Origin of the sequence: Moorena sp. SIO3H5, assembly GCF_010692395.1 — a bacterium.
Classification (GTDB): Bacteria; Cyanobacteriota; Cyanobacteriia; order Cyanobacteriales; family Coleofasciculaceae; genus Moorena.
In genome coordinates, this window is the sequence record NZ_JAAHHS010000249.1 from 1 (window position 1) to 11,537 (window position 11,537).

An 11,537-nucleotide genomic window follows, 5' to 3' on the forward strand; every position below is an offset into this window, starting at 1 on the left:
TCCTGACACACAGGAAATGCTGATAGTTCTGGGCAGTGTACAGACAACTGCCGACACCAACGGCGAATGGGATGCATTTTACTAGCAGCCCCAGTCAAACGACCCAAGTCAAAAGAAAGACTCCACTGCTGACCTTGGGGATCTTCAATCTCCAACCGACCAGTCAATTGCTCCGTTGCGCAAGCTTGAATCTGTTGTGCCAGTTTGTCGGTGATCAATACTTTGTGAGTCGTCATTGGTGTCTCTATGGATAGATAGCAATCCCACTAGTAATTAGTAACTAACTAACAATTAATAACAATGAATACTTAACAAATAACAATCCTAGTTTGCTAGCATTTCGGTTAGCCATACTTTTGTCAAGTACCCGTGTTTTTCCTCATAAGTAGATACCTAGATAGCGAGATACCTAGATACCTAATACCTATAATTGTTAATCCTGATATTGTGTATAGTTTTCAGAACTTACGCCAGTTGTATATTTGTTATAAATTATAGGGTTTGTCCCCCAGTTTTGCGTAAATCCTAGTTTTGTATAAATGCACCCAAATCGTAATGTTAACAGACAAGTCAAGCCAGGGTTGTAGAGATGCACCTTGATCGAGTTTCACTAACCATCAGCAAAACTCGGTTAGTCGAACTCAAGGTAAATTAGTCCCTGAATTTGCTTAATTTTACCTTAATCAAGAAGGATTATTTCACTGAAATTAACCAAAAATTAAATAAATTTTGGCTGCCTTAATCATAACTCTATATTAGCATTAAAATCCGGCTAATTATTAAAATACGCTAATTGTCGTAGTATATAGCGTTTTTATCTAGGTTGTAAACAAAATTCTTGCCAAAAAAGGCATGCAGGTAAGAGGCAAAAGGCAAAATGGGCAAGAGCTACAGAGTTTTATTGTCCAATAAAAAAAGACCATACAGGTTTACATCTCAAATACAAATGCTATACTTTGGTAACATGCAAATGTGGCATATATCGGTAACATCAGCAAAAAAATCCAGCTAACTTTATTAATCTTTTAAAAAAGGATTAATAAAGTTAGCTAATGCACTAAGCGCACGCTACTTGAGGTGCCATTGGCCTATGGCAACCTTACACCGAACAGCTTTTGAATAAAATAAGCTGACCGCTGACCGCTGAGTGCTGAATGCTTACAAAGGATTATTAATTTTAAAAAGAATTAACTGCGAAATAATCGTGTGTACTGAATTTCGTGAGCCATACTTGCCAGGGCTAATCCCCAACCACAACTACTTAATTTTTCATCCGTCAAAGTTAAAACATCTTCGGTGCTCAGAGTAAGTCTATGGTTGAGTCCTAGTAGTAGCTGTTGACCAACGGTTTGACCAAGGGGAATCAATTTGACCCCAGCACCGATGACATTAGATGCCCAGCTATGTAAGTAACCTAAGACTGTGGCTGTAATGTCAATCTGCCAGTTAGCAGCCCCAATCCCAAACGCGATCGCATAATTACAGGGTTTCCCCACAGCTGATGCTACATCGTGTAGAGAGATTAGATTTGCGTCAGAGGTGACATCGGTTGTCTGGACAATAGTTTCAGTGGATGGGTGCAAATCCAGCAGTAACCGCATCAACGAGTTACCCATCTGCCAACTTTGCGTCCGCAATTCAGAAGTTTCCTTAGCAGCACTTACCCAAGCATTCCAGTAGTTCAAACCCTCTAAATCCCCTTTGCCATAATTTTCGTAAGCTCGCACCATCACATAAGCTTCTAATCGAATGGCTCCATAGCGCAGTTGATGCTCTAGCCACTGGTGCAGAGTAGTCTGGTCGTGAATCACACCAATATCAACTAACGTTTCCAAACCCTCAGAATAGCCGTAAGCGCCCACTGGTAGTACAGGACTAGCCAGTTGCAAAAGATTCAACAAAGAATTAGGGACTAGGGGATCTAAATGCATTCTTGCTTGTTGCTCATTGTCCTATTGCACTGTCTGTACATCATATAGTGCTACGCGCAATGGCATTGGCAAGAGGCAAAAGGCAAAGGTGCGCTCTTACCATTAAGCATTAAATTCGCCACGGGTCGCACCTAAAAGTTAACTACAACAGCTTTTGCTGTTTGTATTAATATCAAACACCTTAAATCGCTTAAACCATCCGTTGCCCCTCTGACAATTAGGACTTCCCCCTAACTATACATATAGTGTTTAAATTAAAATTTAAAACTACATATAGTGGTTATGGCGGCTATCCACGTAAGCCCTAAAAATTTCCAAAAAAAGTTTGCCCAAACCCTTGACACCCTTTGTAGTATTTATGTAGTATAAAAACATAGCGGACAGGAAAGAGTCAAAACGCTCGAATCCCAAAGCTTACACGGAACCTTGACAACTAAATATGTAACATACCTTTTGATTCATGTTTGGATATAACCGTGTTTGCTCATCAAGTGGGGATAGACCCTTGGGTTGATTCCCCACAGAGTGAACTCAAAGATTTATCTAAAAGATTTATCTAAACTCCAACGGATAAACTGCTCAAGTCCTGGGGCTGTAGCTCAGACGGTCAGAGCGCCTGTCTGTCGAACAGGAAGTCGCGGGTTCGATTCCCGTCAGCCTCGCTCTTTGCAGTAGCTTTTATCGGTTGCAGGTGCAAATCCTGCTCCAATCAGTAACCTAGCAGCGTAGCTCAAGGGTAGAGCACCTGGCTCATAACCAGGTGGGTGCGGGTTCAACTCCCGCCGCTGCAACCAGATACGGAGATGGTGTAACTGGCAACATGACGGTCTCCAAAACCGTTGATCTCAGTTCAAATCTCAGTCTCCGCGCTCCCGTGCCGTAGGCAAATTTGGTTAAGCCGCTTGCCTTTCAAGCAGGTGATTGCGGGTTCGATCCCCGTCGGCACGATGAATGCCCTGTAGCTCAGTTGGAAGAGCAGCGAGCTGTTAACTCGATGGTCGCGGGTTCGATCCCTGCCAGGGCAGTCAGGAGGGGTTTCATCTTTCTCCTTTGTATCCCCCGGTAGCTCAGTTGGGTAGAGCGCTCGCCTGAAAAGCGAGAGGTCGTCGGTTCGATGCCGACCTTGGGGGGCTGTCACTTGCCAATTGCAAGTGCTCAATGCCGGATGGACGATTGGCAAGTCGCCGTGACTCTGAATCACGGAGAAGTTGGTTCGAGTCCAACTCCGGCATTCTATTGTTGAAAGTTAACCGGTTGTTCGCCTTTGGCGTTCGGTTTAGGGTAGGTTAACCGGTTGAAAGTTAACCGGTTGAAGGTTAACCGGTTGTAAACTTCAACCAAACAACCTAGGCTACTTCGGACGCCAAAGGCGAACAACCTTCAACCAAACAACCTTCAACCTTCAACCTTCAACCTTCAATTTTCAACCTTCAACCCAAATAACTTTTGATAGCAACTTGGTATCAAATATGCTCCTGTAGCCCAATTGGCAGAGGCGACCGTTTTAAAAACGGTCAGTTGTGGGTTCGACTCCCACCAGGAGTACTAACGGGGTGTAGCGCAGTTTGGTAGCGCGCTTGCTTTGGGAGCAAGATGTCGCAGGTTCAAATCCTGTCACCCCGACTTTACCCCTGTGATGGAATTGGTAGACATCACTCCCCCAGAACGAGTGTCTTGCAGGTTCAAATCCTGCCAGGGGTATACGCTCCCGTGGCGCAATTGGTAGACGCACTAGACCGAGATTCTAGTTTTTTACAGGTTCAAATCCTGTCGGGAGTACCAATTATCCAGATGTGGCGCAGTTTGGTTTAGTCCAGTTGACCAACAGTCAATTGGTCATAAGCGCAAATTCCGCCCCTCGGATCCAAACCCCTGTAGCCCAATTGGCAGAGGCTCTAGGCTTAGAACCTAGGTGTTACTGGTTCAAATCCAGTCAGGGGTATCGCAGGGATGGAGCAAGAGTAGGCTCGCCAGGTTCATACCCTGGAAATCAGTGAGTGCAACTCTCACCCCTGCCACCAATTTGCAGACATGATCCTATATCATCTCTGGTTGAATACTTATTATTGAAAGGAGTTCGTAAATTTTAAATTGTAAAGTAACAAATTAAAAATAACAATTAATGATTTACATGAGTCTAAATATTAGAAGTATATCATGACTACTATTTCTAGGTTTGAATAATAGTAAAAATATTCATCACTCTTTCCCACTGTTCCCTGTTCCCTGTTCCCTGTTCCCTGTTCCCTTTTTATATCAATACTATGTTTACTTTATAAATTAACTAACAGCAGGGTTTAAAAGTGATTAGCTAGGAGATACAAATGAAGAGATAAGGAGGGTAAAATGACAACTATGACTGTCACAGATGCTCTAGCAGAGTTGACCTTGCTGGAAAAGCGCATTGACTCAGCCAGAGCAGCTTTGGACAACAACACCTTAATTTCTGTGGTTGAAGTTGGTCAAGTGCCAACAGGCTTTAAATCACGAGAAGATTATGAGATAAAAGCTAAAGCAGCTTTGCAAAAAGTGGATGCCCTGATTTCCAGAAGGCGGACAATCAAGAGAGTAATTGTTTTATCCAATGCGTCTACAATGGTTACGATTGCTGACCAAGAGATGACTGTGGCCGAAGCCATTGAGATGAAGATGTTTATCATGTATTATGAAGCAGTTATCGGTACTATGCAGTCAGCATATAGTAAAACCCTGAATCACTATAAGACGGCACAAGCACGAGTCAAAGAAAGACTTGATAAACTAGCTCTGGAAGTGCTGGGGCAGAATGCATCGGTTGGTTCACAAAAGTATCAATCCTTGTCAGATAGCTTTCTAGCTAGAGAAGGGGTTGAACTACTCGATCCCACTAACCTGGCTGAAGAACTTGAGAGACGACAGACATTTATTGAACAGTTCAAGTCAACAGTTGATCGAGTACTCTCGATCAGCAATGCCAGGACAATGATCGAAATTCCAGATTAAAATGGTGATAGGTGCTGGTCACTCGAAAATCTCTAAATTTATGGTTTTTAAGTAAGATGGATAGCTCATGGTAGGGCACATGATTTTGGTTCATGAAGTGTTGGTTCAAATCCGACTCCATCTTCGGATAAATTTAAAGGTCAAAGGTTAACGGTTAACCCTTAAACCTCAATCATCAAACCTTAGCTTATCAACCTTCAAACCATAAAGGTCAACCATCGATAAAATCCAGGGACTATGGTTGTAGGTTCCATAAAACCTTGAGGTTTCCACCTGGCTGAGTGGTCAGCATTATCATTATTCACCAATAATTATGACAATCTATTTTTACGGTACTCGCCAAAAACCCTATGGTTGTTTTTCCAACTTCTCCCGACATGGCTTTGAGCTAGATGAATTGTGGTGGGCTACTAGTGAGCATTTCTTCCAAGCCCAAAAATTTGTGACTACTGATTCCTCTTGGTATGACAAAATCCGTAACGCAAAAACACCAAAGGAAGCAGCAAAAATGGGACGCGATCGCACTCATCATCTTCGTGATGATTGGGAAAAAGTCAAAGATGAGATTATGCAGCGAGGAGTGTTACGAAAATTTGAAACCCATGGTGATCTTCGGCAGTTACTACTTGCTACAGGTGATCAGGTAATTTTTGAGAATTCACCCATAGATTATTACTGGGGTTGTGGTGCTGATGGTAGTGGGAAAAATAAACTAGGAGAAATTTTAATGACAGTCAGGGCAATATTGCGTGATAAGTAGTCGGACAAAAGTAAAATTAACTGTTGAAATAGGGAGCAGGGAGCAGGGAGCAGGGAACAGGGAACAGGGAACAGGGAACAGGGAACAGGGAACAGGGAACAGGGAAAAAATCCTGTATACCTCATAGTTATGAAAAACGCTGTGCTGTAATTAGGACTAAATAATTAGTACTTTGTATTGTTTAAACAACTTGGTGTCTGAAGCCAAAGTGGTCGCGGCGCTGGTTTGTGGAACCAGTCAAAACGGGTTCAAGTCCCGTCAGACACCCTTAGGTGCGACCCGTGATGGCGAACGCGCCCCGCGTGACCTACGGTCAAGGGATTGCTAGCCATCACGGAAAGGGCACCTTAAGGAAGATGCCGCCGAGTGGACGGCAATCGGTCTTGAAAACCGTGGTACGGCAGCGATGTTGTAGGGGTTCGATTCCTCCATCTTCCTCTAGCCACCAGAAGCCGAAAAGCAAGGCACTGGCACTGACACTCCTAATGTTAGGTGTGGTCGTTCAACTTGACCCAGAGGGGTTTTCCTTTTGTGATGGGAATGTAGCTCAAGTGGCAGAGCAGTCGGCTCTTAACCGAATTGTTGCAGGTTCAACTCCTGTCATTCCCATAGAATTTGGGTGGTTGGCATAGCGGCTGTGCAACGGATTTTTAATCCGTACTAGATAGGTTCGACTCCTATACCACCCATGTTATGATTGACCCAATAATTGACCCATTTAAACTGCAAAATCAGTATCTTTGACAAAATAGTCATAACATCAAATAAAATTTCTATGCAGCTTGGTCCTGGTTTATTAATAACATTCTTGTACTACTTCACCTGCACAACCCTAATTACCACTGTCTTTTCCTCGCAAGTTTTGAGGCTAAGTCTGGTGACAGGGATGCCCTATAGTGTTGGTGTAATTTTTGGCTTAATCGGTGGTTTATTAGGTACTTACTTCAATCGAACCGTTACAGTATCCCTAGAATTCAAGAGTAAGAAAGTTTTTACCGCTACTCTCCAGGATGCTCTGACCGAGCTGGGGTTTGAGGAAACATCAAAGCTAGATGATTTTGTAGTTTACCAACGCCCAGCTCTCAGTAATCTTTTCTCTGGTAAAGTATTTGTACAAATCGGTAAAGGTAAAGCTACTATTGCTAGCCGTTCCAGAAATATTAAGCGAATCAGGCGTAAAATTTAAAATCATTCAAGACACTATCCATAATTTTTATACAACTTATTTTATACAACTTATTTTATACAACCTGGCGATGACTATATCTGAGGTCAATAGTATGGCTAGAGCCAAAAGCCTAGAGCCAAGAACCTAGAGCCAAGAACCTAGAGCCTAACCCTTTAAATGATTAATTCTTCGCAAAGCTCCAATGATTACTAACTTACCGTATAATTTAGTTCGAGAACCATAAATCTCTACGTTAATCTTGCTGCCATCTTTACACTTACCAGGAAAGGAAAAGTAGAGATTTTTACCCTGACCCTGAAGACAATTAGTTATGCGATCATCCACAAATTTACGCTTGTCTTCTGCCACTACTTGTAGTAAGGATTGCCGAGAAATAAGTTCACCAAAGGAATAGCCAAAAATTTCTGCCATTTTGGGATTAACATATAGAAAATTACCTTTACTATAAATTATGTAAATTCCCAGGGAAGAGAAATTATCTGGACTATCAGTCAGCTGATTGGCTGGGGATAAAACTTGATAGTTCTGAGCAGACTGTTGCCTTAGGTGTTGTTGTTGACTGTGGAGTTGAGCATTCTCTAAGATCAAAGCCATGGACTCAGCAGTCATTTCCATTAAACGGGCAGATTTAGCACCAAAGTGTCCCGCCTGGGAATGCATTAGGGTGATAATGGCTAATAACCTCTTGCCCCTGAGGATAGGTACACCTAATACTGAGCGTACTTGATAGGGCTGATCAGGTAAAGTAAGCCAGCGGTCATCATCCATAGTGTCCTTTATCAGCCCAACTTGGCGATGGCGGCTAACCCAACCAGCTAAACCTTGGTCTAGAACCTGACCAATGATCTGCTTTTTATATCGTGGGAGGGTTGCACCGCGAGCTAGAATACTCTCAATGACCACACCATCAGCATTGAGTAAAAACAGGCTACTATCCTCTGCCTTAGTGAGCCGACCAGCAACGTGGAGTATATCTTGTAACAAAGCTCTCAGCATCAGGGAGCCAGAGGCGGTTTGCATCATGGTGGCATAGGTTTTAAATAGCTGATGTTGAGCACTGAACACGATTCGTGTAGCTTTAAGTTGATCAACTTGTCGGCGCAGTGCTTTCACTTCCTGAATCAGCTGTTGTTTAGATTTATTCAGATCACTCATAGTTACCTCCATCAATCAGCCTGCGCCAATCCCACATTAGTCTACAGGCTTATAACAAGTTGCGTTGTTGACGTTTAATTTACCTATGGAATCAGGAGGGTTTGGGGGAAATTTCCTAATTCCCAATTCCTTTTTGTTTATTCTTTGACTGCAACTTGGTATCAGGTAATTGGTATCGGATAATGGGTATTTTCTCATCAACGGTTAGGTAAAAATAGTAACTGTAACTCGTCTTTACCTATTTAACCTTGAGTTATCCTCGATCTTCCCAATCTAAACCAGCTGCTGGTAATCAGACATCCTATGGCACCAACAACCAGCAGAAAAATCTCTTCAACCGCACTCGTGCCAGTTTACAGCAAGCCTTGTCTTGGTACACCAATTTTCATAGCTCCCAGGGGAATCCTGCTGATGTGGAAATGCAAGCCTTGCTGCAAACTGAATTAGAGGTTTTGCAGTCTAGCCTAGACAAACTTGACCAAGGATTGATTCGCATTGCCGCTTTTGGTTTGGTTAGTCGTGGTAAGTCAGCAGTAATTAATGCATTGCTGGGAGAAACAATTCTTAAAACTGGCCCGATTCACGGTGTCACTCAATGGCCCAAGTCAGTACCCTGGACACCTAAGTCCGACAGTAAAGTCCTCTTGGAGTTGATTGATACGCCTGGATTGGACGAAATCCATGGGGAAGTAAAGGCACAGATGGCTCGGGAGGTGGTATCCCAAGCCGATTTAATTTTATTTGTGGTGGCTGGTGATATCACTCGCACTGAATATCAAGCTCTTTGTGAACTGCGGCAAAGCCAAAAGCCTCTAATTTTGGTATTTAACAAAATTGACCTCTATCCAGAACAAGACCGGGAGGCAATTTATCAACAGTTGCAACAACTCGGTACCGGTAGTCCCAAGGATCGGCGTTTACAAAAGATGTTGTCAGCGGATGAGATTGTACTAGTGGCAGCAGAACCAGCTTCTATGGAAGTACGGGTAGAGTGGCCTGATGGTAGAGTGACTTATGAATGGGAAACTCCACCTCCGAATGTGGATCAGCTCAAACAGAAAATTTTCAGTCTACTTAACCGAGAAGGGCGATCGCTTTTAGCCCTCAACGCTCTATTTCAAGCCCGCAATGCTCAGAATACTATTGCCAAAAAAGCTATTGAGTTACACAAAACTGAAGCAGAAGACTTAATCTGGCAGTTTGCTAAGTACAAAGCACTAGCAGTCGCCCTCAATCCGATTGGAATTTTAGATGTGTTAGGAGGTACTCTGACTGACTTGGTGATGATTCGTTCTCTAGCGCGGCTGTATGGTCTACCTATGACTAGCTATGAAGCAGGTAAGCTATGGCAAAAGATTTTGATCAGTTCTGGAGGGTTACTGGTAGGTGAACTGGGTACCAGTGTGCTTTTTGGTGTAGGTAAGAGTGCCTCAGTGGTTATCGGTCCGAGTGGCTTGGGTGCCTTTGCTGGGGCAGCAATTACCCAAGCTGGAATTGCAGGTTATGGGGCTTATGCTGTTGGTCAAGCGGCACAAGTTTATCTCGAACAAGGTTGCTCTTTCGGACCACTAGGAGCAAGTACCGTGATTAAAGAAATTCTAGACCGGGTGGAGCCAGATACTATTGTTTTTCGTCTGCGGCAAGAATTGGAAAGACAGCTAGGAGAGTGATAAAACTCCTTAACCTTTTCCCTAATTTTACCTAAATTTTATACCTGGCAAGTTTTTTACCGGAGTCGTAGATTGGGCATGTGTAGATATTCAAGAGAGAAAAATCACTGCCAGCCAATCGGGATTCAGGAGAACACTCATGTTCAAAAGACTAATTCAAGCCGCCATGCTCACTTTATTGCTTCACCTAATTGCAAACCTGACACAGCCAAACACTCAACAGCCTGCCAATTTGTCACCCTCAGACGTGAAACTGGTCTATGTGTTGAGCTAGACCATCGGTTGGTGTTCCAAACGGATTTTTCTGGGGGTTGTTGGCTGCTTCATTATCCATGGTTCATTATCCATGGTTCATTAGTACTGTTGCCATGAACCATTAATCTTAGAGGATATTAAAAATGGTTAACCAAATGCATTATCCCACTTCCTCTTCAGCGTCATCAATCAAAGACTTAAACACACCAGCATTAATGGCCAAATTTTTGAAGAAAAGGGTCTCGGTAACACTGTTTATAAATCATTACTAACGTCAGCAATGCTATCCACATCTGGGGTACTGGAGTAGTAATTGATTTCATCCACACAATAGCGACAATCTTTAGCTAGCTGAAGCCGCTTAAACAAGTTTAAACAAACTGAAAAAAATCTTATAACCTCTCAATAATATGCTGATACCGAGCCCGGTTAACTTCTTATAATTTTTGGCTTCTCGTGACTTGAAAGTTGATCATTTTCAATTTTCAATTTTCAAGTCACAGCCATCGGCTCAACCCTAATATAAGTAATTAACCGGACTTGGGATCAGGTTTTAGAATTTGAAGGTAGTTCTCAGAGCACCAATGAAGACATCGTCGTTATCACTGTCTCCAAAGGGAGCAGCAATCCAGATTAATCCGGGAGTAATCGAGATATTATCATTTACCTGATACTTGTAGAAGCCTTCAAGATGAATGGCGGTATCATCATCACCACCAACATAAGGCTCAGAACCGGCAACTATACCAAGTAAGTTACCTTCTTTGCCAAAGTCTGGTAATGCCAGTCCTAGACCGTAGTACCAAATCTCAGCATCACCGTCGCCACCAGATGCTTGTTCAGCATCGGTGTAGCCACCATAGGCATTAATTACTAAATTGGGAGAGAATCGAAAAGAGGCTTCTACGCCGTAGGAGTTAGTGTTGGCTGTGACATCTCCTCCATCACCAAAGGGTGCCCTGGCGTTTTCAGTTCCGACACCTGTATCAAAGATAGCGTTGTCATCATCAAAATCATTGAAGTAGGCACGAACGTAAGTGAACGCTAACTGAAAGCTGTCGCTAGGGGAAAATGTCAACTGACCTAAGGCAGAAAACTCACCGTTGAATAAACCCTGACCTTCAGAGGGGTCAAAGGAATTGCCACCAAAGTAACCTGCACTCAATACTACGGCATCTGCGAGGCTAAAGTTGATGCCTAGTCCACCACCTGCGCCTAAACCAATTTTATAGATGGGGCTAGATTCAGCATAGCTGGAAAGAACACCACTAGCACCAGTGAAGTCATCCAGGTAGGGGCTGATGGTGGGGACGAAATCTTGCCAAAGGGGAAAGGCAGCTGGCAGATAAACATCAACATTCTCCCCAATCGGGAAGTAGTAGGCTAGCCAACCAATACCCAGGTCGTTACCGCTGTCAAAGCTGTAAGTAAATGCACCTTGGTCTGTGCCATCAAAGGTAGCTGCATTACCGGCATCCAGACGGGTGTAGAGGGCATCTTTACCGGTAAAGCTGGAGACAAACGCTAAACGTACCCGGTCTTGGAACACGACTTGGTTGTCACTGTCTTCACCAAAGGCGTTGGCAATGGAGAAG

8 protein-coding genes, 17 tRNA genes and 1 pseudogene are annotated in these 11,537 nt (G+C 43.3%); 21 read left to right on the forward strand and 5 right to left on the reverse strand.

Translation table 11 applies throughout. From position 1 onward, the window contains the following. Positions 1 to 236 (reverse strand): annotated as a pseudogene (locus F6K52_RS23455) (hypothetical protein); the annotation flags it as partial. 951 nt (positions 237 to 1,187) lie between these two features. Further along, the gene (locus F6K52_RS23460; RefSeq protein ID WP_293083527.1) at positions 1,188 to 1,931 is read right to left on the reverse strand and encodes an urease accessory protein UreF; all 744 of its coding nucleotides are present in this window, start codon (positions 1,929 to 1,931) and stop codon (positions 1,188 to 1,190) included. A gap of 588 nt (positions 1,932 to 2,519) precedes the next feature. On the opposite strand from F6K52_RS23460, the gene F6K52_RS23465 reads away from it, so the two are divergent. The 16 genes from F6K52_RS23465 to F6K52_RS23540 all read left to right on the forward strand — a co-directional run bounded on the left by F6K52_RS23465 (position 2,520) and on the right by F6K52_RS23540 (position 5,673). Further along, positions 2,520 to 2,593, forward strand: a tRNA-Asp gene (locus tag F6K52_RS23465). Between the two features lie 57 nt (positions 2,594 to 2,650). Further along, positions 2,651 to 2,725, forward strand: a tRNA-Ile gene (locus tag F6K52_RS23470). A gap of 4 nt (positions 2,726 to 2,729) precedes the next feature. Continuing rightward, positions 2,730 to 2,800: transfer RNA gene (locus F6K52_RS23475), tRNA-Trp, on the forward strand. Positions 2,801 to 2,804: 4 nt separating this feature from the next. Continuing rightward, positions 2,805 to 2,879, forward strand: a tRNA-Glu gene (locus tag F6K52_RS23480). A 4-nt stretch (positions 2,880 to 2,883) separates the two neighbouring features. Then, positions 2,884 to 2,956, forward strand: a tRNA-Asn gene (locus F6K52_RS23485). A 31-nt stretch (positions 2,957 to 2,987) separates the two neighbouring features. After that, positions 2,988 to 3,061 (forward strand) — tRNA-Phe (locus F6K52_RS23490). Between the two features lie 29 nt (positions 3,062 to 3,090). After that, positions 3,091 to 3,163, forward strand: a tRNA-Gln gene (locus tag F6K52_RS23495). Positions 3,164 to 3,402: 239 nt separating this feature from the next. After that, positions 3,403 to 3,476: transfer RNA gene (locus tag F6K52_RS23500), tRNA-Leu, on the forward strand. A gap of 4 nt (positions 3,477 to 3,480) precedes the next feature. After that, positions 3,481 to 3,554, forward strand: a tRNA-Pro gene (locus F6K52_RS23505). 4 nt (positions 3,555 to 3,558) lie between these two features. Beyond that, positions 3,559 to 3,632 (forward strand) — tRNA-Leu (locus F6K52_RS23510). Between the two features lie 3 nt (positions 3,633 to 3,635). Next, positions 3,636 to 3,713, forward strand: a tRNA-Leu gene (locus F6K52_RS23515). A gap of 86 nt (positions 3,714 to 3,799) precedes the next feature. Next, positions 3,800 to 3,873: transfer RNA gene (locus tag F6K52_RS23520), tRNA-Leu, on the forward strand. Between the two features lie 2 nt (positions 3,874 to 3,875). Further along, positions 3,876 to 3,952, forward strand: a tRNA-Met gene (locus tag F6K52_RS23525). A 325-nt stretch (positions 3,953 to 4,277) separates the two neighbouring features. Continuing rightward, positions 4,278 to 4,913 carry a hypothetical protein gene (locus F6K52_RS23530; RefSeq protein ID WP_293083531.1) on the forward strand — a complete coding sequence of 212 codons (636 nt, stop codon included), beginning with the start codon at positions 4,278 to 4,280 and terminating at the stop codon, positions 4,911 to 4,913. A 54-nt stretch (positions 4,914 to 4,967) separates the two neighbouring features. After that, a tRNA-Gln gene (locus F6K52_RS23535) sits at positions 4,968 to 5,037 on the forward strand. Between the two features lie 189 nt (positions 5,038 to 5,226). Further along, on the forward strand, positions 5,227 to 5,673 hold the full coding sequence (locus tag F6K52_RS23540; RefSeq protein WP_293083536.1) for an NADAR family protein: 447 nt from the start codon (positions 5,227 to 5,229) through the stop codon (positions 5,671 to 5,673). On the opposite strand, the gene F6K52_RS23545 is transcribed toward F6K52_RS23540, so the two are convergent. After that, positions 5,586 to 5,798, reverse strand: coding sequence for a hypothetical protein (locus tag F6K52_RS23545; protein WP_293083541.1), 213 nt, complete (start codon positions 5,796 to 5,798; stop codon positions 5,586 to 5,588). The genes F6K52_RS23540 and F6K52_RS23545 overlap by 88 nt on opposite strands. 68 nt (positions 5,799 to 5,866) lie before the next feature. On the opposite strand from F6K52_RS23545, the gene F6K52_RS23550 reads away from it, so the two are divergent. The 4 genes from F6K52_RS23550 to F6K52_RS23565 all read left to right on the forward strand — a co-directional run bounded on the left by F6K52_RS23550 (position 5,867) and on the right by F6K52_RS23565 (position 6,859). Continuing rightward, positions 5,867 to 5,940 (forward strand) — tRNA-His (locus F6K52_RS23550). A 269-nt stretch (positions 5,941 to 6,209) separates the two neighbouring features. Next, positions 6,210 to 6,282 (forward strand) — tRNA-Lys (locus tag F6K52_RS23555). 8 nt (positions 6,283 to 6,290) lie between these two features. Then, positions 6,291 to 6,362, forward strand: a tRNA-Lys gene (locus F6K52_RS23560). An 86-nt stretch (positions 6,363 to 6,448) separates the two neighbouring features. Then, on the forward strand, positions 6,449 to 6,859 hold the full coding sequence (locus F6K52_RS23565; protein ID WP_293083544.1) for a hypothetical protein: 411 nt from the start codon (positions 6,449 to 6,451) through the stop codon (positions 6,857 to 6,859). 147 nt (positions 6,860 to 7,006) lie between these two features. Here F6K52_RS23565 and F6K52_RS23570 read toward each other — a convergent pair whose 3' ends face one another. Then, positions 7,007 to 8,017 carry a PAS domain S-box protein gene (locus F6K52_RS23570; protein ID WP_293083547.1) on the reverse strand — a complete coding sequence of 337 codons (1,011 nt, stop codon included), beginning with the start codon at positions 8,015 to 8,017 and terminating at the stop codon, positions 7,007 to 7,009. A gap of 248 nt (positions 8,018 to 8,265) precedes the next feature. Here F6K52_RS23570 and F6K52_RS23575 point away from each other — a divergent pair, with 248 nt between their 5' ends. Then, positions 8,266 to 9,687, forward strand: coding sequence for a GTP-binding protein (locus F6K52_RS23575; RefSeq protein ID WP_293083550.1), 1,422 nt, complete (start codon positions 8,266 to 8,268; stop codon positions 9,685 to 9,687). A gap of 808 nt (positions 9,688 to 10,495) precedes the next feature. Here F6K52_RS23575 and F6K52_RS23580 read toward each other — a convergent pair. Next, a partial coding sequence (locus F6K52_RS23580) for an iron uptake porin (RefSeq protein ID WP_293083553.1) occupies positions 10,496 to 11,537 on the reverse strand: 1,042 nt, incomplete at its 5' end.

Coding starts and splice junctions, on each gene's coding strand:
- F6K52_RS23460 (WP_293083527.1), bottom strand. CDS start 1,931: ATGCATTTAGATCCCCTAGTCCCTAATTCTTTGTTGAATCTTTTGCAA.
- F6K52_RS23530 (WP_293083531.1), top strand. CDS start 4,278: ATGACAACTATGACTGTCACAGATGCTCTAGCAGAGTTGACCTTGCTG.
- F6K52_RS23540 (WP_293083536.1), top strand. CDS start 5,227: ATGACAATCTATTTTTACGGTACTCGCCAAAAACCCTATGGTTGTTTT.
- F6K52_RS23545 (WP_293083541.1), bottom strand. CDS start 5,798: ATGAGGTATACAGGATTTTTTCCCTGTTCCCTGTTCCCTGTTCCCTGT.
- F6K52_RS23565 (WP_293083544.1), top strand. CDS start 6,449: ATGCAGCTTGGTCCTGGTTTATTAATAACATTCTTGTACTACTTCACC.
- F6K52_RS23570 (WP_293083547.1), bottom strand. CDS start 8,017: ATGAGTGATCTGAATAAATCTAAACAACAGCTGATTCAGGAAGTGAAA.